At 61.3% G+C, this 20,287-nt stretch carries 16 protein-coding genes and 10 pseudogenes; 5 read left to right on the plus strand and 21 right to left on the minus strand.

Going from position 1 to position 20,287, the window contains the following annotated elements:
- Positions 1-80: 80 nt before the first annotated feature.
- Positions 81-1,115 (minus strand): RNA methyltransferase, encoded by a 1,035-nt coding sequence (locus tag ACGI6K_RS09025; protein WP_376946525.1) that lies wholly within the window; start codon positions 1,113-1,115, stop codon positions 81-83.
- 204 nt (positions 1,116-1,319) lie between these two features.
- Between ACGI6K_RS09025 and ACGI6K_RS09030 the strand changes: the two genes are divergently transcribed.
- Together ACGI6K_RS09030 and ACGI6K_RS09035 are read left to right on the plus strand one after the other, a co-directional pair.
- The gene (locus tag ACGI6K_RS09030; protein WP_376946523.1) at positions 1,320-2,255 is read left to right on the plus strand and encodes a ZIP family metal transporter; all 936 of its coding nucleotides are present in this window, start codon (positions 1,320-1,322) and stop codon (positions 2,253-2,255) included.
- Between the two features lie 156 nt (positions 2,256-2,411).
- The gene (locus ACGI6K_RS09035) at positions 2,412-2,840 is read left to right on the plus strand and encodes an ArsC/Spx/MgsR family protein (protein ID WP_376946521.1); all 429 of its coding nucleotides are present in this window, start codon (positions 2,412-2,414) and stop codon (positions 2,838-2,840) included.
- Between the two features lie 84 nt (positions 2,841-2,924).
- Here ACGI6K_RS09035 and ACGI6K_RS09040 read toward each other — a convergent pair.
- Positions 2,925-3,350: pseudogene (locus ACGI6K_RS09040) on the minus strand (heme-degrading domain-containing protein); the annotation flags it as partial.
- A gap of 144 nt (positions 3,351-3,494) precedes the next feature.
- Positions 3,495-3,563: pseudogene (locus ACGI6K_RS09045) on the minus strand (heme-degrading domain-containing protein); the annotation flags it as partial.
- 109 nt (positions 3,564-3,672) lie between these two features.
- On the opposite strand from ACGI6K_RS09045, the gene cho reads away from it, so the two are divergent.
- Positions 3,673-4,521, plus strand: coding sequence for an excinuclease Cho (gene cho, locus ACGI6K_RS09050; protein ID WP_376946518.1), 849 nt, complete (start codon positions 3,673-3,675; stop codon positions 4,519-4,521).
- A 6-nt stretch (positions 4,522-4,527) separates the two neighbouring features.
- Here the strand turns inward: cho and ACGI6K_RS09055 are convergent, their stop codons facing one another.
- From ACGI6K_RS09055 to ACGI6K_RS09100, 10 genes and pseudogenes are all read right to left on the minus strand, one after another.
- Positions 4,528-5,460: a diguanylate cyclase domain-containing protein gene (locus tag ACGI6K_RS09055; RefSeq protein WP_376946516.1), complete on the minus strand. Its 933-nt coding sequence runs from the start codon at positions 5,458-5,460 to the stop codon at positions 4,528-4,530.
- Complete coding sequence (locus ACGI6K_RS09060; RefSeq protein ID WP_376946513.1) at positions 5,457-7,937, minus strand: ATP-binding protein; 2,481 nt, start codon at positions 7,935-7,937, stop codon at positions 5,457-5,459. The genes ACGI6K_RS09055 and ACGI6K_RS09060 overlap by 4 nt, the downstream gene beginning before the upstream one ends.
- A complete protein-coding gene (locus ACGI6K_RS09065; protein WP_376946700.1) occupies positions 7,937-9,214 on the minus strand; it encodes an ABC transporter substrate-binding protein in 1,278 nt (425 codons plus the stop codon). Before ACGI6K_RS09065 ends, ACGI6K_RS09060 begins: the two co-directional genes overlap by 1 nt.
- A gap of 137 nt (positions 9,215-9,351) precedes the next feature.
- A pseudogene (locus ACGI6K_RS09070) lies at positions 9,352-9,462 on the minus strand (vitamin B12 dependent-methionine synthase activation domain-containing protein); the annotation flags it as partial.
- Between the two features lie 32 nt (positions 9,463-9,494).
- Positions 9,495-9,791 (minus strand): annotated as a pseudogene (locus tag ACGI6K_RS09075) (integrase core domain-containing protein); the annotation flags it as partial.
- 7 nt (positions 9,792-9,798) lie between these two features.
- Positions 9,799-9,989, minus strand: a pseudogene (locus tag ACGI6K_RS09080) (IS30 family transposase); the annotation flags it as partial.
- A 5-nt stretch (positions 9,990-9,994) separates the two neighbouring features.
- The gene (locus ACGI6K_RS09085; RefSeq protein ID WP_394543792.1) at positions 9,995-11,206 is read right to left on the minus strand and encodes an RNA-guided endonuclease InsQ/TnpB family protein; all 1,212 of its coding nucleotides are present in this window, start codon (positions 11,204-11,206) and stop codon (positions 9,995-9,997) included.
- The gene (locus tag ACGI6K_RS09090) at positions 11,203-11,841 is read right to left on the minus strand and encodes an IS607 family transposase (RefSeq protein ID WP_377968523.1); all 639 of its coding nucleotides are present in this window, start codon (positions 11,839-11,841) and stop codon (positions 11,203-11,205) included. Before ACGI6K_RS09090 ends, ACGI6K_RS09085 begins: the two co-directional genes overlap by 4 nt.
- A 47-nt stretch (positions 11,842-11,888) precedes the next feature.
- Positions 11,889-12,026: pseudogene (locus ACGI6K_RS09095) on the minus strand (transposase); the annotation flags it as partial.
- Between the two features lie 30 nt (positions 12,027-12,056).
- Positions 12,057-13,040, minus strand: a pseudogene (locus tag ACGI6K_RS09100) (tyrosine-type recombinase/integrase).
- 633 nt (positions 13,041-13,673) lie between these two features.
- On the opposite strand from ACGI6K_RS09100, the gene ACGI6K_RS09105 reads away from it, so the two are divergent.
- Positions 13,674-14,387, plus strand: a complete 714-nt coding sequence (locus ACGI6K_RS09105; protein ID WP_376945940.1) for a TIGR02594 family protein — start codon at positions 13,674-13,676, stop codon at positions 14,385-14,387.
- Between the two features lie 51 nt (positions 14,388-14,438).
- Positions 14,439-15,863, plus strand: a complete 1,425-nt coding sequence (locus ACGI6K_RS09110; RefSeq protein ID WP_376945938.1) for an esterase/lipase family protein — start codon at positions 14,439-14,441, stop codon at positions 15,861-15,863.
- Positions 15,864-16,363: 500 nt separating this feature from the next.
- Here the strand turns inward: ACGI6K_RS09110 and ACGI6K_RS09115 are convergent, their stop codons facing one another.
- The 8 genes and pseudogenes from ACGI6K_RS09115 to ACGI6K_RS09150 form a co-directional block, all read right to left on the minus strand.
- On the minus strand, positions 16,364-16,543 hold the full coding sequence (locus ACGI6K_RS09115; RefSeq protein ID WP_376945944.1) for a transposase domain-containing protein: 180 nt from the start codon (positions 16,541-16,543) through the stop codon (positions 16,364-16,366).
- Between the two features lie 42 nt (positions 16,544-16,585).
- Positions 16,586-16,858 (minus strand): annotated as a pseudogene (locus tag ACGI6K_RS09120) (IS66 family transposase); the annotation flags it as partial.
- A pseudogene (locus ACGI6K_RS09125) lies at positions 16,828-16,989 on the minus strand (IS66 family transposase); the annotation flags it as partial. The pseudogenes ACGI6K_RS09120 and ACGI6K_RS09125, both read right to left, overlap by 31 nt.
- Positions 16,990-17,102: 113 nt before the next feature.
- Complete coding sequence (locus ACGI6K_RS09130) at positions 17,103-17,456, minus strand: IS66 family transposase (RefSeq protein ID WP_376945936.1); 354 nt, start codon at positions 17,454-17,456, stop codon at positions 17,103-17,105.
- A gap of 7 nt (positions 17,457-17,463) precedes the next feature.
- Positions 17,464-17,742, minus strand: coding sequence for a hypothetical protein (locus ACGI6K_RS09135; protein WP_435576109.1), 279 nt, complete (start codon positions 17,740-17,742; stop codon positions 17,464-17,466).
- The gene (locus ACGI6K_RS09140) at positions 17,718-18,053 is read right to left on the minus strand and encodes a recombinase family protein (RefSeq protein WP_435576110.1); all 336 of its coding nucleotides are present in this window, start codon (positions 18,051-18,053) and stop codon (positions 17,718-17,720) included. Before ACGI6K_RS09140 ends, ACGI6K_RS09135 begins: the two co-directional genes overlap by 25 nt.
- Before the next feature lie 73 nt (positions 18,054-18,126).
- A pseudogene (locus tag ACGI6K_RS09145) lies at positions 18,127-18,687 on the minus strand (AGE family epimerase/isomerase); the annotation flags it as partial.
- Complete coding sequence (locus ACGI6K_RS09150) at positions 18,683-19,861, minus strand: sedoheptulose 7-phosphate cyclase (RefSeq protein WP_376945934.1); 1,179 nt, start codon at positions 19,859-19,861, stop codon at positions 18,683-18,685. The pseudogene ACGI6K_RS09145 and the gene ACGI6K_RS09150, both read right to left, overlap by 5 nt.
- Between the last annotated feature and the right edge of the window lie 426 nt (positions 19,862-20,287).

Consider the following 20,287-nt stretch of genomic DNA (forward strand, 5'->3'; position numbering starts at 1 on the left):
GAACGATGGCCTATCTCGTCGACAGTATCGACGGCCTGGCGCGGCTGTCCAGGCACGGCGGGGATGGCGGGCCTAATGCTTCAGCGCGTGCGCGGCGGCCGGCTCCTGGCCGGTTGAATGGCCCGCGCGCGCAATTGTCCGCAGCCGCCGTCGATGTCCTGGCCCGCCGAATTGCGCACCTTGGTCAGCACGCCGCGCCCGTGCAGGTAGCGCACCAGCCCGACGATCCGCTCGCCCTCGGGGCGCCGGTAATCGTCGGCTTCCAGGCTGTTGTAAGGGATCAGGTTCATCACCGCGTACTTGCCCCTGAGCAGGCGCAGGATGCCGTCCATTTCCTCCAGGCTGTCGTTGATGCCTTCGAGCAGTGTCCACTGATACTGGATCGGGTAGCCGGTCCGTCGTGCGTAGGCCTCGGCCAGTTCGACCAGTTCTTGCGGATCGATGTGCGGGGCGTGCGGCAGCAGCCGCCGGCGCAGGCCGGCATCGCTGCTGTGCAGGGACAGGGCCAGCGCCGGCTTAACCCGCCCTTGCGGCAGACGCTCGAAGACCCGCGGATCGCCCACCGTGGAGAACACCAGGTTCTTGTGGCCGATGTCGCCAGCGGTGCCGAGCAGATCGATGGCTTCCAGTACGTTATCGAGATTGTGCGCCGGCTCGCCCATGCCCATGAACACCACTTTCTTCACCGGGCGGAAGCGGCGGGCCAGCGCCACCTGGGCGACGATCTCGGCGCTGCCGAGCTGGCGCAGCAGGCCGCTCCTGCCAGTCATGCAGAATACGCAGCCCACGGCGCAGCCGACCTGGCTCGACACGCAGAGTCCGTCGCGCGGCAGCAGCACGCTCTCGACCATCTGCCCATCGCCCAGTTCGACCAGCAGGCGCGCCGAGCCGTCGGCCGCCGGGTGCTCGGAGCGTAGCCGCGCGAGGCCGGCGACCGTCGCGTGCAGTTCGGGCATGGCCTCGCGTACGCCGAGCGGCAGGAAATCCCGGGCCTGCTGCTGGCGCGTGCCAGTATCCAGCGGCCAGCCGTGCAGCCAGGCACGGTCGATCCGTCCGATATGCGGGGACTTGGCGCCGAGGTCGGCGAGGCGCTGGTGGAAGTCGGCGATTTTCATGGAGCGCGGATACTACCACCTGGCATCGCCGAGCGGCAGCCGAAGCGACAGGGAGGAGAGCATGGGTTATGTTCTTTAGGATGCATTGCAGCCGCGGGAGCGGAAAAGGGCACGACTGTCCATTTCCCGCGGTCGAAAGGAACGGGTAGCGGAAAATCCTCTTCCCGGTCGCCAATCCGCGGAGTCATGACCATGAGCGACGGTATGAGTAGCACTCCCCAGGTCAGCTCGGCCCCGAGCTTTCGTGCCGCCCTGCTGGCCCAGGCCGAAGCCAGCCCGGCGGTCACCACCGGCCTGGCGCTTTCCCTGCTGGCCGTGCTAGCGCTGCTCGTCAGCAGCCTGTACAACGCCTTTACCGACACCCGGCCGGACAACCTGCGCCATGCGCTGTACGGCGGCGGGGCCGGTTTCGCCGCCACCGCTTTCGGCGCCCTGGTGGCCGTCGCCCTGCGGCGGATCAGCGTGCGCATCCAGGACATCATGCTCGGCTTCGGCGCCGGCATGATGCTTGCCGCCAGTTCCTTCTCGCTGATCCTACCCGGCCTGGAGGCGGCCAAGACGATCACCGGTAGCGGCCCGCAGGCCGCCGCCTGCGTGGTCTTCGGACTGATGCTGGGGGTACTGCTGATGCTCGGGCTCGACCGCTTCACCCCGCATTCGCATGTCACCACCGGCCCCTGCGGGCCGGACAGCGAGCGCATTGGCCGAATCTGGCTGTTCGTGCTGGCCATCACCTTGCACAACCTGCCGGAGGGCATGGCCATCGGCGTCGGCTTCGCCGGCGGCGACCTTGCCGTGGGCATCCCGCTGGCCAGCGCCATCGCCATCCAGGACATCCCGGAGGGCCTGGCCGTGGCCATGGCCCTGCGCGCCATTGGGATGCCCATGAGCGGTTCGCTGCTGATGGCCATGGCCAGCGGGCTCATGGAGCCGCTCGGCGCGCTGGTCGGCGTCGGCATCTCCAGCGGCTTCGCCCTGGCCTATCCGATAGGCATGGGCCTGGCCGCCGGCGCCATGGTCTTCGTGGTTTCCCACGAGATCATTCCGGAGAGCCACCGCAACGGCCACCAGACGCCGGCGACGCTGGGCCTGATGGCCGGTTTCGCGGCGATGATGTTTCTCGACACGGCGCTCGGTTGAGTCGCCTGCCGGGACGGGCGGCAGCACGGCTTTCTTTCTTCTTCCCCTGGGGAGAGGGCGCCGATTCGCCGGCCGGGCATCTTCGATCCTGCTGACCGGGCGGACGGCCTTGGTTAAGATTCGGCCATCAACCCGTTGATCGCCAAAAGGATCGTCATGACTGCCCAAGCTGCCGTGAAAACCGTCATCTTCTACGAAAAGCCCGGCTGTGGCGGAAACCGCCGCCAGAAGACCCTGCTCCAGGAACACGGTATCGAGCTGCAGGTCAGGGACCTGCTGAGCACGCCCTGGACGCGCGAGCGCCTGGAGCCTTTCTTCGCCGGACTGGAGAAGGACGCCATGGTCAATGCCGCCGCGCCGAAGATCAAATCCGGCGAGGTGGACGTCGCCGCCCTGAGCCGGGACGAATTGATCGAGAAGATGCTCGCCGAGCCGCTGCTGATTAAGCGCCCGCTGCTGGAGGTGGGCGAGACCCGTATCTGCGGTTTTGACATTCCGCGCCTGAACGCACTGCTGGATGTGGGCATGCCGATACCCGAGACCATCAACAGTTGCCTCAAGACGGACAAGTGCTCCTCGCACTGATCGCGGATTCCGTAAAGCGGGTATAGCCCCGCTTTCGGGAGTGCCTGGCCCTAAGGGCCGGGCGCGTTCAAAAGCGTACTGTCGGGCCAGGTTGTCGAGCGCCAATTTTTCGAGCCGTTCCTCCAGTATTGCGGCCAGCGCTTGCACGATCAGTTCGTGATCGTCGCGTTGCGGCAGCCCCGACACCGCGACGGTCCCGATGCAGCCGGCTCCGCGCAGCAAGATCGGGAAACAGCCGCCGTGCGCAGCGTAATCGCGAAGTTTTAGCCCGGCCTGCTCGGTCAGGCTCGTGCCGTCCTTCTGCAACTGCAGGCCGACGGCGTACGAACTGCGCCGCATGAGCGTGACCACATTCTTCTTGCGCCTGGCCCAGTCAAGGTTGTTCGGCGCCGTGCCCGGCATGGCGCTGAGGAACAGCGGATTTCCATTGACCTGAATTTCGATGGTGATGGCCAGATTCCGCTGCTCGGCGAGGGCGCGCAAGCGCGAGCCGAGGACCCAGGCGCTATAGGGCACCTCTAAAAACGTAGGCGAAGCAGTCAGCGCAAGGCAAAAACAGGCGAAAAAGCGGAGTTTACGCGCTGTAAATGAGTATTTTGAGCCTGTTTTTAACGCAGCGATGACCACGCAGGTAGTTTTTAGAGGTGCCCTATAGGCATCGAAGCTGCGGAGTTGGAGACGGGCTTCCTGCAGAGCGATGCGTTCGAGGTCTTTGTCCGGATTAAAGCCCTTCGCTCAATGTCTGTCCGGGGAACCCCGCTTGCCATGTCCGCCTTACCGTTCGGGCGTTTCCCCATGGCGTCGTCTCGCCCGTCCCGCTATAAAGCGCGGCATGCTGCCAACCAAACGCTCCCTTCGCCCCGCCGAACGCTACGAATACCCCGAATATCTCCGGGAACGGATCGCGTCCATGCCGAAAGCGCCCGGCGTCTATCTGTTCTATGGCGATAGCGACAGCATGCCGCTCTATATCGGCAAAAGCGTGGATATTCGCGCCCGCCTGCTCGCCCACCTGCGCACGCCCGAGGAGGCTCGTCTGCTGCGCCAGACGCGCCGCATCGAGCATGTCCGCACGGCTGGCGAGATCGGTGCCCTGCTGTTGGAGTCGCGCCTGATCAAGGAGCTGCAGCCGCTCTACAACAAGCGTCTGCGCCGCCAGCGCTGGTTGTATTCGATCCGCCTGGCGAACGGCAGGCCCGAGGTCGTCGAGGCCGTTCCGCCCGACCGGGAACAAGCCCTGTACGGTTTGTTCAGGAGCCGGCGCGTGGCCGGCGAGCGGCTCCTGGAGATGGCCGACCGGCATCGGCTGTGCCTCGGCTTGCTGGGGCTCGAACGGTATGAGCCGGGCCGCGCTTGTTTCCGCACGCAGATCGGCAGATGCGCCGGGGCCTGCGCCGGCCGCGAAAGCCATGAGGCGCACGCCGCCCGGCTGCTCGCCGCATTGACCGAGTGGCAGCTCTTCTGCTGGCCGTACCCAGGGCCGGTCGCCCTGCACGAGCGTGGCGAAGGACTGCGCGACTACCATGTGGTCGACCGCTGGCATTTCCTCGGTACCTACGCCAGCCTGAAGGCGGCCCGCAAGGCTCCCGCCGGGCCGCTCCCGCGTTTCGATGCCGACAGCTACCGGATCTTGCTGCGCCCGATCCTGCAGGGTGGGGCTGGGATCGTTCCGCTGCTTTGAAGCCCTTCAAGTACGTATGACGACCCGGTCGCGTCCCGCGCGCTTGGCGGCATAAAGCGCCTCGTCGGCCATTTCGAGCAGCGCGCTGGCATCCAGTCCGGACCCCGGAATCGCCGTCGCGCCACCGATGCTGAGCGTCACCCGCGGCGCCGCGCTGGAGGCCGGGTGCGGGATGCGCAGGGCCTCGACGGCCTCGCGCATGCGTTCCCCGACATGCAGGGCGGCGTCGGCGTCGATGTCGGGCAGGACGCAGGCGAACTCCTCTCCGCCGAAGCGGGCCACCAGGCCGGGACTGTGCAGGGGTACGTCGGCGACGGCGCGCGCGACCTGCCGCAGGCAACGATCGCCGTTCAGGTGGCCCAGGGCGTCGTTGTAGGCCTTGAAGTGATCGACATCCATCATCAGCACGGCCAGCGGACGCCGGAGCCTTTCCTGGTGCCGCCACTGGCGTTCCAGGAAGGCGTCGAAGGCGCGCCGGTTGGCGATGCCGGTCAGGCCGTCGCACTGCGCCATCCGTTCCAGAAGCTCGTGCTGGTGCGCCAGCCTGAGGTGGTTGCGCACACGGGCGCGCAGTACCGGAGCGTTGAAGGGCTTGACGATGTAATCGATCGCGCCGATTTCCAGGCCTTCCGCTTCGTCGTCGGGGTCCGACAGCGAGGTCAGGAAAATCACCGGGATAGGCGCGGTCAGCGCGCTGGCCTTCAAGCGCCGGCAGACCTCGAAGCCGCTGATGCCGGGCATCCGGACATCGAGCAGGATCAGGTCGGGCAGCGCCTCGGCGGCCAGCCTCAGCGCGCTCGTCCCGTCGCTGGCGGCGATGACCTCGCATTCGGCTTCCAGCACTCCGGCGACGAAGGCCAGGTTGATGGGCACATCGTCCACGATCAGCACCGTCTGGCGCGCGGCGGGTCCGCACGGAGGATCGACGATATCGCTCATCGTTCGGCGTCCGCGGGCCGGAGCGGGGGAAAGGTGGCGCGCAGCGCCCGCAGGCCCTCGCCGGTGGCGCGCTCGATGCGCGCCGCGACGTGGAGGGTCGCCCGCATGTCGTGGGTCTGCGCGGCGCGGCGCAGTTCGAGGCCGAGCGCGAGGAGGGCGAGCAGACCGAAACTGCCGGCGGTGCTGACCAGATCGTGGGCTTCCTGCCGCAAGGCATCGACATGGCCTGCCCGAGCCGCTTCGCCGATCTGCAGGCAACGGGCCCGGCAGTCTTCCTCGAACATCGCCAGCAGGGCCTCGAAGCGCGCCGGAGCGAGGAGTTGCCGCAACTCCCGCAGCGGGACGGGAGTGAATATCTCCATGGACGGCGCATCCTCCGTTTCCGCGGCGGCGGGAGCCGGGATATTCCGCTCGGAACCGGCCTCCACGGCCTCGCGGGAAATCCAGCGGCGCAGGATGTCCCACAAGGCGCTTTCATCGATCGGCTTGGCGATGTGCGCGTTCATGCCGGCCTCCGCGGTGGCCGCGATGTCCTCCCGGGTGGCGTTGGCGGTCATGGCGAGAATGGGCAACCTGGCGAAACGCGGCTCGGTGCGCAGCAGGCGGGTAGCGGTCAGTCCATCCATGACCGGCATCTGCATGTCCATCAGCACCGCGGCATAGTGGTCGTCCGGCGCGGCGCGCAGGGTATCGAGCGCGGCCTGGCCGTCGTCGACCGCATCGACCTGCAGCCCGCGGGACTCCAGCAGTCCGGTCGCCACGGTCCGGTTCAGGGCATTGTCGTCGACCAGCAGTACCCGGCGTCCGTGCAGCGCGCGGCTGTCCTGTCCGGGCGCGGAGGACGGGGCGGCCGGAGCCGGGCCGTCCGGCCCCGCGTTCTCCTCGGGCCGGACCATGGACAGCGGCGCCGGTTCGCTCAGCGCCGAACGGCCGAGGCGCGCGCTGAACCAGAAGGTACTGCCGGCCCCCGGCGTACTGCTGGCGCCGGTGCTGCCATCCATGGATTCGGCCAGGCGCCGGCAGATCGCCAGGCCGAGCCCGGTGCCGCCGAAACGGCGGGTGATGGAGGCATCGGCCTGGCGAAAGGCCTGGAACAGGTTGGCGACCTGCCGCGTATCCATGCCGATGCCGGTGTCGCGTACGCTGCCGGTCAGCAGCCAGTGTTCCGTGCCGTCGGGGCAGACCTCGATCTCCAGCTCGATCTCTCCCTGCTGGGTGAACTTGATGGCGTTGTCCAGGTAGTTGAGCAGGATCTGGCTGATCCGCATCGGGTCGCCCACCAGCATCCGGGGCGCGCCGGCGGCCACCCGCACGTGCAGCGGCAGCCCCTTGTCCGCCGCCTTGTCGGCCAGCATGCCGACGACATCGGCCAACAGGTGCTCCAGCTCGAAGTCGGTCTTCTCCAGGACCAGCTTGCCGCTGTCGATCTTCGACAGGTCGAGGATGTCGTTGATGATCGACAGCAGGTGCCGGCCCGCGCGCAGGATGGTTTCGATACGCATGCGCTGCGGTGGCGACAGCTCGGACTTCAGCGCGAGTTGCGTCATGCCGAGCATCGCATTCAAGGGCGTGCGGATCTCGTGGCTCATCAGCGCCAGGAAAGCGGTCTTCTCCCTGGCGATCTGCTCGGACAGCAGGCGCGCCTGCTCGCTCTTCGCCACTTCGATCGAGAGCCGGTCGGCCCGCTGCATGGAGTCCTTGAACACCTGCAGCGCCTGGGCCATGGTGCCGACCTCGTCGCGCCGCCCGGTGCCGGGGATGGCATCGTCGTAGTGACGGTCGGTCAGGCGCTCCATGATCCGCGTCAGCGCGGTGATCGGCCGCGAGATCTGGGTGATGCTCAGGTAGCCGGACAGCGCCAGCACCAGCAGCAGGCCGCCGACGACGGCGATGGCCGCCGCGACTATGGTGCGGTTGGTGGTCCGGTTCAGTTCGACCGAGGCATGGCCGAACTCGGCGATCGAGGCGCCGCGCAGCGCTTCCATGTCCGCCTGCAGCGCCCGCAGGGCCGGTTCGAAGCCCTCGTGGATGATCCGCAGCGCGCGGTCGCCCCGCCAGCGCGCCGCCGCCTCGACGATGGCACGCGCATGCTCGAACACGGCGGGCGCTTGCGCCGCGATGGCGTCCAGGGCAGCGGCCCGCCCGGGGATCAAGGGCCGTATCCGCGCGAGAGTGGCGTCGAACTCCTTCTGCAAGCCGCTCACGACGCCGTTCACGGCGCGCATCTTGCGCTCTTCCTGTTCGGTCAGTACGGCGTAGACCAGTTTGCTGGAGTCGCTCAGCAACAGCGCCGCATCGCTGAGCAGCAGGGCACTTTGCGCCTGCTGTTCGATCAGGCCGCGATAACCGCGGTCGACACTGCGCATGTTGGCCATCGAGTAGATCGAGATGGCCAGCGCGATGCTGCCGAGCAGGCCGACCAGCAGCAGGATCTTGGTGGTCAGGCGCAGGTTGGCGAAAGGCGTCAGGACCGGCATCAGGGGTCTCCGGAAAGCGCCCGCAGCAGCGCTTGGCCCGCCCGGAGGTCGTCGAGTTCGCCCTTGAGGTGGCGGCTCACCAGGCTGTAGATGGTGGTCTTGACGGCGGGCGGGTTGGCGTTGCCCATGGCGATCGAACCCATCATGGTGCGTCTCATGTTGGCGCTGCGCATGTCATCGATGGCACGCCTGCCGCAGGCGTCGAAGCCGTCCTTGGGCACGTCGACGCGTGCCGGGATGGCGCCGGAGCGGCGATTGACCGCGGCCTGGAAGTCGGGGTCCATCAAGGTGTTGAGCAGAGTCCGCCGGGCCGCCTGGCTGCCCGGTCCGTTCTTCAACAGCACGTACTGATCGCTGTTGAACAGCACCACGCCTTGCGTGTCGGGAAACCGGAAACACTGGAAGTCTCTGCCCGGCTGCATGCCGTGCAGGGCGAATTCCCCGTCGACCCAGGTGCCCTGTACCTGCAGCAGGGCCTCGCCCTTGCGCACCATGTCTGTGGCCTGGTCCCAGCGGCGCTGGCGAAAACCCGGATCGACGAAGCGCGACAGCACCCGCATCCGCTCGAAGATGCGAATCGCCAGCGGCAGGGGCAGCGCCTCGGCATCGAGTTCCACGAAGGCACGCCGATAGAATTCGGCACCGCCGGTCGACACCGCGATCGATTCGAACAGCAAGGTGTGCTCCCAGGCTTCCCACCCGACCGCCAGCGGGATCATGCCGGCAGCCCTGGCGCGTTCGAGCAGCAGGACCAGATCGTCCCAGGTGTCCGGGGCGGGTGGCGAGCCGAGTTTCTCCAGCAGGCGCTGATTTATCCACAGCCAGTTAGTCGAGTGCACGTTGATCGGCGCGGCGTACCAGTGCCCCTGGTATTTCGAAAGCGCCTGGATGCCGAAGGGCACGACTTCGTCCCATTGATTGCGCGCCGCCGCTTCGTCGAGCGACTCCAGGTGGCCGGCCTTGGCCCATTCCTGGATCTCGAAGCCAATCATCTGCGAGGCGCTGGGCGGCCGGCCGCTAGCGACGCGCTTGCGCAGCGCATCGATGTAGCGGGCGGTGCCGCTGCCGGCGACGGCCTGCTCGTGCCACTTCAGGCCCTGGGCGCGGATTCGCTCGCGCAGCACCTCGATGCTGGCCTGCTCGCCGCTGGAAACCCACCAGTGCATGATATCCAGCCGCTCGGCGGCGTTCGCGGGCAGCGCCAGCGACACGCAGAACAGCCCTCCGAGCGCCGCGTACTCGACAGCCGAACGGTGGGGTGGTTTGCGCTGGGGCATTTTCAAAGGCTTCTCCACTGGTTCGGAAAAGAGCGGGTCGACGGCCGGGAAACGGGGGATAGCCCTGGCCAGACCGCACTTTCCGTTCGTGGCGCCATGCTATTGGCTGTGGTTGTTTGTGACCAGACCATGATGCTCATGGCGTAGTCAGCGATGAGCATGCCGCTAGCCCCTTGCGGGTCGAGCAGCTTGAGCGACGAGGTCTTTTCGCTGTGGTCCGGGCAGGCCGGATAGCCGGGAGTGAACCGCCCCGGGAATTCCGGAGGCTCGTTGGTGTGAGTCACGCCACCATAGCGGACTCGTCGAGTTGTCGATAATACGTCGCTTCGGCCTCGGCCGGCGGTATGTTGCCGATCGGCTCCAGCAGCCGCCGGTGGTTGAACCAGTCCACCCAGGCCAGCGTGGCCAGCTCCACCGCTTCCCGGTTCTTCCGGGACTGGCGATGGATCACCTCGGCCTTGTACAAGCCATTGATGGTCTCGGCCAAGGCATTGTCATAGGAGTCGCCCATGCTTCCCACCGAGGGCTCGCCCCCAGCTTCAGTCAAGCGCTCGGTATAGCGGATCAAGGCGTACTGCTTAGGTTCAAGGAATCGTCGCAACACTAATTTGTTGAAAGCCGAATAGTAGTTCATTAAATGCCTCGGCAGGCGTTCTCCACCCCAGGGTCTTGCGGGGTCTGCTGTTGAGGGCAGCAGCCACGGCATCGAGTTCACGCTCGCCATACCGGCTCACATCGTACTTTTTGGAAAGTATTGGCGCAGTAACCGTTCTGTTAGACCTATCCAAAGCTCCCCATAGGTAGCTTTTTGCTAACTTCCTGCTTCGACGGGGCCGGTTTCACCCTGGCGTTGCCGCCAGGGCCAGCGCCTTCCCCTCCACAGGCCGACACCGTGGAACTCACGGCGTAATGCTTCAAATTGATTGCCGCGTTGCCGTCCCGGTCGTGCCGGGCTTGGCAGTCTGGGCACGTCCAGGTACGCACCACCAACGGCAGGCTCTCCCGCACATGCCAGCAGCACGAGCAGGTCTTGCTGCTGGCGAACCAGCGATCCGCCACCACCACCTCGCCGCCGCGCATCTCGCGCTTGTAGTCGAGCTGGCGGCGGAACTCGAAGAACCCCCTGTCCGCGATGGAGCGTGCCAGACGGCGGTTCTTCATCATCCCGGCCACGTTCAAGTCCTCGATCCCGATCACCGGGAAGCGGCGGGTCAGGCCCGTGGTGAGCTGGTGCAAAGCATCCTGGCGGATGTTGGCGATCCGAGCGTGCAGCCTTGCCAGTCGGGCGCGGGCCTTCTTGCTGTTGGCCGAGCCTTTCTGCTTGCGGCTCAGGCTGCGCGACAGCCGGCGCAGGCGCTTGAGCAGGGCGGCATGCGCCTTCGGCCCGGCGATCACCTCGCCCGTCGAGAGCGTGGCCAGGGCGGCCCCCCCCAGACCCACACCAACCGCGCCTTGGTTTTCGGCTTTGAGCAGGTGGGTCAGGTCTTGGGTATCCACGCTGATGCTGGCGAACCAGCGGTCGGCCATGCGGGAAATCGTGGCCGAGAGGATCTTGCCGGAGAAGCGCAACGCCTCTCGCATCCGCACCCAGCCGAGATGGGGGATGCGGATGCGGCAGCCGTCGAGGGCGAACTGATCGTTGGTCAGGGTGAAGCGGTCATGCACGCCCTTGCGGCGCAACCTCGGGTACCTGGCCCGGCCGGCGAAGAAGTTCTTGAACGCCTCCCCGAGCTGGATGATGGCCATCTGCGCGGCGTTCTTGGTGACCTCGAGCATCCAGGGGAACTGCTCGCGCTTGATGGCGTTGAGCTGCCGGCGCAGAGCAGCCTGCGACGGCCTGGGTTGCGCCGGGTCGGCCTTGTGTGCCTCGTACTGCCGGCCCCACTCGGCCAGCGCCCAGTTGTAGGCAAACCGCGCCACGCCCGCGGCACGGGCGAAGTAGGTCGCCTGTGCGTTGTTGGGGGCGAGTGCGATCTTGTGGGCGAGGATCACGACTGCGAGTCCTCCACAGCCTTTTTCACGCCGTCGAGCAGCTTTTGGTTCTTCCGGCTACGGGAGCCGTACAGCCGGGCGCTGAACACGGTGATGATCTCCAGCACATCCTTGGCCAGATCCTCCTCGAAGGTAGTGTCTTCACCCTGGTTCAGGATGACCACCTCGACGCTCTTCGCTTCGCACATAGCGAACACCAGCTCCGCACCGAAGCGCAGCAGCCGGTCTTTGTGGGTGATGACCAGCCGCCCGACCTGCCCCTCGATGATGGATTCCAGCAGGCGCTTGAGCCCTTTCTTCTGGTAGTTCATGCCGCAGCCCAGGTCGGCGATCACCTCGAACGTCCAGCCCTGGCGGGCGCAGTACAGCTCCAGCACCTGCTTCTGGCGCTCCAGGTCGTCCTTCTGGTCGTCCTTCTGGTCGTGGCTGGAAACGCGAGCGTAGGCCACCGTCCTGCGGCAGGCCTCGGCCTCCGAACGGAACAACTCAGGCTTCAGTTTGGCGAGGTCGTAGCGGCGATGGCCGCCTGCCGTGTGCTCGGCAACCAGTTTGCCCGATGCCTCCCAGCGGCGCAGCGTCGTGATCGACACGCCCAGCGCCTTGGCGGCTTCACCAATGCTCACCAATCTATCCATATTGGCTAGTATTGCACAGCTATGATGGTTCTTAAATCAAACTGTTAAAGCCCGTTGGTGTTCTCGTTCGTGCCCCTCTGCCACGGGCTTCGCGGATCACAGAAGTAGATGTCCAAACCTGTTTCGATGCGTAACTGCCTATGCTGGGCCATTTCTGCCCCTTGGTTCCAAGTCAGCGACTTGCGCCTGTGCAGGCAATTTCGTGATCCTAGCGGTCAGTAGTGCACCTTAAAGGTGAGCAAATCCTCCGCTCGCAGGTACCGGAGGTCGTAGAGCCGGGTGGTGCTGATGTTGGCATGGCCCAGCCACTGCTGGACCTTGGCGATGTCCGCCTTGTATTCCTGAGCGTTGGTGGCGGCGGTGACGCGCAGGCTGTGGACGCTGAGGCCCTCGATTATGACGCTGGCGGCCCTGGCGTAGGCGCCGACCAGGGCGTAGATCCCGTCGGCAGAGATCCCCATCCCGGTTTTCTTGCCGCGCAGGGGTAGGAACAACGGCGCTTTGGGCTCGTCGAGGCGGTGTCCCGAGGCCTCCAGATAAAGATGGATACGCTCGGCGACGATCGGCTGCAGGGGCAGGTAGCGCAGCTTGCCGCCCTTGCCGTGGACTTTCAGGTGCTTGAGGCCGCGGCGGTCCTTGAGGTCGTGGACGGCTAGGCGGGCGGCTTCCTAGCAGCGCAGGCCGTGATAGAGCAGCACGGCGAGGAGCGCCCGGTCGCGGTGGCCCTTCAGGGTGGCGGGATCGGGGGCGTCGAGCAGGACCCGGGCCTAATGATCGCCGAGAGCCGGGGGCTTGCCTTCATTCATTTCGAGCTTGGGCCGCTTGACGCCGTGTACCGGATTTCCGCCGGCCGGCGCGTTGCAGTCGAGCAGGTGGACGAAGAGGCTGGTGAGGGCGGCGAGCTTGCGGCGGACCGTGGCGGCGGAGAGACCGCGCTGCTCCAGGCTGCTCCGCCAGGCCAGCACATGGGCGCGGGTGACGTCGCGAAACTGCTCCGCCGCCTGCAGGCCGAGAAAGGCGCAGAGGTCTTCGAGGTCGCCCCGGTAGGCGCGGCGGGTGCGCGGGTTGTCGAGGTTGGCGAACCACTCGGTGGCGGCCGGCACCCGGGCCAGGCCCTGGAACTCGGCGGCGCTGAGGCGGCGTTCGCCGGCGACCGTCAGCTCGCCCGGCCGTTCCTCCCGTTCGATCGGCTCATTCATCATGCCGGGGTGCCTGCGGCGCGGGCGGTTCCCCGAGAGGCAGCGCCTCGACCCACGCCCTGGCGGCGTCGAAAGGCGCGCGGTCCCGTTCGCCGTCCTCGTACAGGCCCTGGAGCCGGGCTTCCCGTTCCTGGTAGACGCCATCGCCGGGTGGCGGGTGGAGCCTCCGTGGCGCGAGCCAGGTGAAGACCGGGCCGGGCAGCCGATTCTACAGGGTTTCGAAATCGCGGCGGATGCGTGCGGCGTTGTCCTTCGGCGGGAGGCTCCCGAGGGTTCGTCTAGTGGCGGGGCGCCACCGATGGCTGCCTCATTGTAATTAATGATAAGGTTTTGTCAGGAATAAAACCGTACCGCCAACCCGGCGACCGAGTCCGGCGCGAGCGACGTGAAATTTTTCGCCAAGAAGAGATGACGGCCAACGGACGAGCATCTAGCGTTGATTTCAAGTGGCTATCCAGCCCAGCGTACGACAGGGCTTTCGTTAGCCGAAGATAGTTTCCGGCCAAGTTCGCTTCTTGGAGGAGATTGTCATGAATAGGCAGCCAGACGCATTGGCAAAGTAAGCCGATCTCATGCCCAGAGCGATCCCATTCAACAACAGATGGATACATGTAGCCTCACAAGGAGATTGATATGGGAAGTGGAGTAAAACTCGTCAGACAGATTCAACAAGCATTGAAGGAAAAAGGTTTTGATCCGGGTGAAGTTGATGGTATCTGGGGGCGTAAAACCATTGCCGCAGTTAAGCAGTTCCAGCTGGCTCACCAGCTTGAAGTCGACGGAATTGTCGGGCCAAAGACAACAGAAGCACTATTTACAGATATCCCTTTAGTTTCCTCAGTCTTTACTCAATTAATTCCCTGGTTTGAGGAGGCTAGAAGCCTACTGGGTACTAAAGAGATTTTGGGCCACAGCAATAACCCGATTATCCTCGATTGGGCGGAGCAGCTCGATATCAAATATCCCGCTGATGAGGTTCCATGGTGTGGACTATTCGTTGCGCACTGTATTGGAGCAACCCTACCGCAAGAGATACTTCCGAGAAATCCGTTGGGCGCTCGCCAATGGGAGACATTCGGGGCTCGCACCGAGCCTCGCTTCGGCGCGATAATGGTGTTCTGGAGACTATCAAAGGACAGCGGAAAAGGCCATATTGGTTTCTATGTTGGCGAAGATGACACCGCGTATCAGATCCTTGGAGGAAATCAGTCTGATAAAGTGTGTCTGACTTGGGTGGCAAAGAATCGACTCACAAGTGCACGCTGGCCAAAAACTGCCGCTTCGCTCACAACCACGTTCGTCCGCATAGAAAGCAAGAATCAAAACTTGTCTATAAATGAAGTCTGATGTACGGCTGTAATTTTAGTCATTTCTGATAAAAACCATGGAAGGATTGTCATGCACTACACCTTGATTATTCATGGTTATAGCGACTGCTCGGAGTCTTTCGAGAAACTGAAAAAATTTTTGATTGATAAAGACGTTGGCAAAGTCGATACTGTTTTATATGTCGATTACCAGTCGCGCGAGGACAGCCTTACCTTGAATGATGTGGTCGATGGGCTGAATGATGCTCTGATTGCAAAGAATCTGGTTCAACAAGGCGGTAACAGCGATCATACCTTTAGCATCATAGTCCATTCTACGGGGGGTCTGGTCATTCGCCACTGGATTGCAACCTATTATGGAGATCAGGGCCGTATTGACGCTTGTCCGGTCAAGAAGATCGTCATGTTGGCTCCCGCTAACTTTGGCTCCCCCCTTGCCCATCGGGGCAAGTCGTTTCTGGGGAGCTTGGTTAAGGGGCGTTGGAAGGTTGGTGATTTTCTGGAGGTGGGGCAAAAAATCCTAGATTCTCTCGAGCTGGCAAGCCCCTTCCAGTGGGAGTTGGCCCACCGCGATCTACTGGTCGAAAAACCTTGGTACAATCGGAAGCAGATCCAGCTGACGATTATTGCTGGATTGGAGGATTACGATGGAATTCGTGGTCTCGTCAACTCGCCGGGAACTGACGGGACAGTCGTGATCGCTGGTACTTGCCTCGATAGTGCAAAGATTCACTTGGATTTCAGAAAGCCAGAAAATGACAACGGTGATTACGAACCTTTCCGTTGGTCGAGATATCGACCTCCGGTTGATTTTGCCTTTACGGTTCTATCTGGGTATAACCACGGCAGCATTATATCTGAAATTCATGAGAAAAATGAAAATCAAGTTTCCGGGCTTATCCGGAGAGCTCTTCGACAAGAGGATGAGCACTCTTTCGGAGAGTTTATCAAAGAGCTGGATACTCTGCGGCTCGCTAATTATAAAAATAGCGAGAATCCGAAACCAGTTTTCCAGCAGTTTATTGTTCGTGCCGTTGACGATTTTGGCGCCGCTGTTACCGACTTTAGCCTGGAGTTTAGTCTTCTCAAATTTGAGCGGATCATTGATCATCTCGTCATTAACGATGAAAAGACCTTTTCAGAGAATGAAGAGAGGCTAAGTGCTCGCCTGCAGTCCATCATTGCTGCAGGGTTTTATACCAACCGCCAAGACCCGAGCTTTCGTCGCTTTCTAGTGAACCTGGCTGATCTAAATGCGCTGCTGGATGAGGCTAAGGAGCTTCTTGGTCAGGATATCGCCATAACTGTGCGTATATATATTCCTGATGTAGAAAAAGGTATTCGGTATGAAATCGGCCGACTGCAAAATGTCCTGCTGTATACATCTAATAAGGATCGTCATGACAATGATAGACCATCTTTTATTTTCTCCAACACAACAACGCTCATAGAGATGAAAGTTGATCGCTATAACCACTACGTAGTCATCCACTAATTGATTGCAATTAACGATTAATGGTCGTAACTAGGTATGGCGACCTGTATTTCACAGACGGCAAACCTGCATTTACCACAGTTCGCGAGCCAGAATTATTTGCGACTGTCGCCGGGAGAAAACCGACGCTATTTGTGAATGAGCCTGCAATTGATCAGGTAAGCCTGCAATGGAAAAAGTTACACCCAAGATTAACTGTGACTGATCACTGGGGGCGCTAGCGTAGCGTCCAACAAACGATCGTTTTGTCGGACTTTTATAGCCCTTGACGCCAGGGCAGTCCAATGCATGAAAAGCAGCGCGGAAAAGCCATTCGCCAAAACAAAATCTGGATAACTGCTCATGTTTTCGGCAGCGATGAACTCTAATTCAGCCTTACGTTGGTTTTTGGTTCAGTTGCTCCCCAAACCCCACCTGTGGATGGCGCGCCAGTAGCAGAAGAGGTGCGCCTGTAAGAAAGCGATCCATAAAACCCGTCTGTTAACGGCCGAGTCGGTCTTTTACAGTGGCACCGTCGGAATGCAGTTCCACGGCAGCAACGCCTCATACTCTTCGACGCTTCGTGCTGTCGGCAGGCGTTCGAGGACGTGGCGCAGCCAGGCATAGGGCTCCTGTCCGTTGGCCCTGGCGGTTTCCACCAGGCTGTAGAGCCGTGCGCTGGCCGTCGCGCCTTTGGGCATGTCGCTGAACAGCCAGTTCTTGCGGCCGATGACGAACGGGCGAATGGCCCGTTCGGCACGGTTGTTGTCGATCGGCAGGTAGCCCGCCTCGGTATAGCGTATGAGCCGGCTCCAGTTGCTGGCCAAGTAGTTCACCGCCTTGCCCAGGGCATTCTACGTCGTGCCCTGCGGCAAGGTCTTGTCCGGCCAGGCCTTGAGCTGGGCGAGGACCGGCAGGCTGCGCTGCTGGCGCGCCTCCAGGCGTTCGGCGTCGCTGGCCTGCTTGAGTTCGCGTTCGATGGCAGCCGATTGATCCAGGCTAACGCCTGGTCGGCGCGGCCGGTCTTGCCTTTGGGCTGCACCTGCTGTGCCTCGACGAACTTGCGCCTTGCATGGGCCCGACAGCCCAGACGCTCGATGCCCGGCTGTGCAGCCAGGGCGTTGTAGCCGACGTAGTCGTCGGTCATCAGGTAGCCGCTGAAGCCTGCGAGCAGGCGCAAAGGCACTGCCTGCCCCGGCTGGAGCTGTAGTCGAAGAGGATCACCGGCTTCTCCGGCAGGCCGCCCGTTTGCACCCACATCTAGGATTGGCTGCTTGGGTCCCGGTCCGGCTCCTTGAGCACCTGCACCTGGGTCTCGTCGCAGTGGATCACCGGGCTTTCCAGCAGCCGGTCGCGCATCAAGTTGAGCAAGGGTTGCAGCTGTTCGCCGCACTGGATCGCCCAGCGCGCCAGGGTCTGCCGGGGGATCTCGATGCCGTGGCTGGCGAGCACCTTCTCGAAGCGGTGCAGCGGCAGGCCGTCGAATCGCCAGCACGCCGGGATTGGCCAGGCTTTTCTCGAGTAGCTGCGCCGGCTTGTCGGCGGTGGTCGGTGCGCTTTCGCAGCCCTGGCGGCGTAGACGGGGTTTGGGGAGCAACGGAACAGAAAGTGCACTTAGGCCCTACCACCTGCGCTCGGTGCCTTCTTCCCAGGTGTCCATCTCGACAAAGCAGTTGCGCATGTCAACTTCCTGGCTGATCTCCGTCAGCAGGTCATGCATGGTCTTGTCCAACTCGTCGTCACTCCGATACGGAATGGTCAGCCCGTAATGGCCCGTCTCCAGCCGCTTCATGGTGTAGGGCTTGAGGCAGTAGCGCTCGATGTTCTCCGTGGCCCGCTTCCAGCCCCGCACGAACTTGCTGTTGTTCATCACCGTCAGACGCAGCGTGATGATGGCCACCCGTATGCCAGTCGACTCGGCCGGCGGCGGGACAGGGGGGCATTGATCTCGCCTCCGAGCACTGGGCGCCCTCCGACGCGGCCCCGCACCCGTGCGGCCGACAGGCCAGCCTGGGTGCGTTCGCGGATCAGCTCGCGCTCGAACTCAGCTAGCGAGGCGAAAAGGTTGAACACCAGTCGGCCTTGGGCGTGGGTAGTGTCGATGGGATCGTTGAGGCTCTGCAAGCCGACCTTGTGCTCCGCCAGTTCGCCGACCAACTCGACCAAGTGCTTGAGGGAGCGTCCCAAGCGGTCCAGCTTCCAGATCACCATGGTATCGCCCAGTGTCTCTTGGCTTAAAAATAGGATCTAGCTCGTAATTGTAAAGCGGATTCCAGTTCTCATCAAAATGCTCGAGGATATGCCAGTCATTATTGCGTGCAAACCTATTGATAAACAAATCTGAGATACTGACGGCTTTATCGAGATAGCTGCTATCTTTTGTGACCTCGTAGGCAGCCATGAGGCCTTCCACGAGATGCATGTTTGCATTTTGTCCTCGGTAATTAACAGATCGTTCCCAATCTACTGAAAAGGAGTCCTGCGAAGCTCCCGCATCCACGTCCCAGAAGCGATTGAAAATAACTTCCGTTGTGCTTGATAGAAGACTTTGCCCCTTTGGATGTCCGATGGCTACGGCTGCAGCACTTGCCAGTAATGTGAGCGCGTGGCCGTAGGCGTCTTTATCTGGGTTACACTCTTCATCATCGCTTATGCCATGAAAGAATCCACCGTGCCGTTTGTCTGACAAACGGCCCAATATAAATTCTATCCCGTGATCAATGTAACGCTCGGAACCAGGCCGTCCCATCAAATAAGCAATACTATAACAATATATCAAACGACACGTAGATTGTAACGAGCGATATGTTGAAGAGCCTTTTAGCGCAGGGGATTCTCCCTTAATATCTAACTCTTTGAACCCCCGCGGGTATCGATAATATTTCGGTCAAAGTTGACAGCTGAGCCATCAGTTCAGAAGCGCGTTGGATCTCGTTAGATGAAATATCGTTGACAAAGAGCGCAGATCCAATACCGTCCATCAGCGGTAGGTTCTGGCTACCATTCCGATGGATTTTTGTGTCCTTCAGGGCCTTTTCTAGCAAAGAAACATCCGCAAATCCCCTGTGAAAGGTTGGTAGGCCAAGTTTCTTGGCAACGTTAAAGAGTCGCTCCAGTTCCTTGCCCGAGAGATGATCTCGATTAAAGGATAGAATAGCGCTAAACAGACAATCCAACGTTACTGCCTCGCCATGCAGGAGTTCATTAATATAGGTCATCTCGACGAGTGGGCTGAATGAATGTCCGTAATCTACTACACGTTGAAGATTGTATTCCCAAAGATTATTTTCCAGCTCTACAGCCATACCGTTAAGTGACCTAAGAATAATATCTTTTGTCTCGTCACTGTAGAGCTCTCTGGCGCTAATGAAGGTCGGGCCATAGTGATCTAGAGTATCGAATAGATCCTTGTCCTTTATCACGGCAAGTTTGAAGATCTCACCTGCACCGTTTGATATCTGCCGCCTCGGCAGGGTAGAAAGATACTCTGGAAAGACAAGCGTCAATGCGGCTGGATGAAATGTTCCTATCCGATTTTTATATCCGAGATAGTTGGCGGCAGTCTTTGCCGCCACCCCGACATCCACCATAGAAAGCAAAGTTGTCGGTACCCGAATATAAGGTACCCTGCAGCGATATAAACTTGCTGCGAACCCCACCACGTCTAGCGCTACACCACCTCCTATGACGATGCACGGAGCAGACCGTCTCTTAACGCCAAGCGCATTCATCTGCTCGACAACTTTAAGTACCTCCGGTAGCACTTTATTTTCCTCGTCGCCTGGCACTTCGGTAGCAACATAATGAACGCCGATGGAAGATAGCTTTTCGAGAAAATGACGCTTGAAGTGCTCAGGAAGGCCTGCGTCGACAAATACGCCCCTCACCGTATTCGTATCGTCCTCTGCATCAAACTCAACGCACTTGGATACGACATCCATTATGTTGTCGCACAACACAACATCATAGGAAACGATTTGATTTGCGCTTAGTGAAATAGACTGCGCAGCTTCCAACATGCTAGGCCTCCTTAAGATTGGCTCAATCGCTACATATATTGTGGCTATAATTGTGTTTACGCCATGTCAATCAATTACTATATTGTTTTGAGCAAACTCATTATTAGTACTACGGCCTCATTTTAGGGAGGCTCTAAACAAGTCTCAATCAATCTGCTGAAGTAGCACTTTCGTTCAGTTTGAACCCTACTATATAACCCAGATGAGGATAGGCTGGAATAGTCTTAACTATTTCTCTTAGCCTGCCTACCGAGAGCAAAAATACAGGCTCACACATTAATCGCGGCTATTTGATACTCCCTGGATTCAATGTTTTGCCTCGAAAGATATTTGACAAGTATTTTCCGCCTTACAAATGAACTCTCTTGCATTCGTGGGTACATATCGACGCACCATCCACAAATTTGACAACGCAAACAACGTCAC

The sequence above is a fragment of the Azorhizophilus paspali genome, assembly GCF_043587585.2.
Taxonomy (GTDB): domain Bacteria; phylum Pseudomonadota; class Gammaproteobacteria; order Pseudomonadales; family Pseudomonadaceae; genus Azotobacter; species Azotobacter paspali.

Coding starts and splice junctions, on each gene's coding strand:
- ACGI6K_RS09025 (WP_376946525.1), bottom strand. CDS start 1,115: ATGAAAATCGCCGACTTCCACCAGCGCCTCGCCGACCTCGGCGCCAAG.
- ACGI6K_RS09030 (WP_376946523.1), top strand. CDS start 1,320: ATGAGTAGCACTCCCCAGGTCAGCTCGGCCCCGAGCTTTCGTGCCGCC.
- ACGI6K_RS09035 (WP_376946521.1), top strand. CDS start 2,412: ATGACTGCCCAAGCTGCCGTGAAAACCGTCATCTTCTACGAAAAGCCC.
- cho (WP_376946518.1), top strand. CDS start 3,673: ATGCTGCCAACCAAACGCTCCCTTCGCCCCGCCGAACGCTACGAATAC.
- ACGI6K_RS09055 (WP_376946516.1), bottom strand. CDS start 5,460: ATGAGCGATATCGTCGATCCTCCGTGCGGACCCGCCGCGCGCCAGACG.
- ACGI6K_RS09060 (WP_376946513.1), bottom strand. CDS start 7,937: ATGCCGGTCCTGACGCCTTTCGCCAACCTGCGCCTGACCACCAAGATC.
- ACGI6K_RS09065 (WP_376946700.1), bottom strand. CDS start 9,214: ATGCCCCAGCGCAAACCACCCCACCGTTCGGCTGTCGAGTACGCGGCG.
- ACGI6K_RS09090 (WP_377968523.1), bottom strand. CDS start 11,841: ATGGATAGATTGGTGAGCATTGGTGAAGCCGCCAAGGCGCTGGGCGTG.
- ACGI6K_RS09105 (WP_376945940.1), top strand. CDS start 13,674: ATGGGAAGTGGAGTAAAACTCGTCAGACAGATTCAACAAGCATTGAAG.
- ACGI6K_RS09110 (WP_376945938.1), top strand. CDS start 14,439: ATGCACTACACCTTGATTATTCATGGTTATAGCGACTGCTCGGAGTCT.
- ACGI6K_RS09115 (WP_376945944.1), bottom strand. CDS start 16,543: ATGCCCAAAGGCGCGACGGCCAGCGCACGGCTCTACAGCCTGGTGGAA.
- ACGI6K_RS09140 (WP_435576110.1), bottom strand. CDS start 18,053: ATGGTGATCTGGAAGCTGGACCGCTTGGGACGCTCCCTCAAGCACTTG.
- ACGI6K_RS09150 (WP_376945934.1), bottom strand. CDS start 19,861: ATGTTGGAAGCTGCGCAGTCTATTTCACTAAGCGCAAATCAAATCGTT.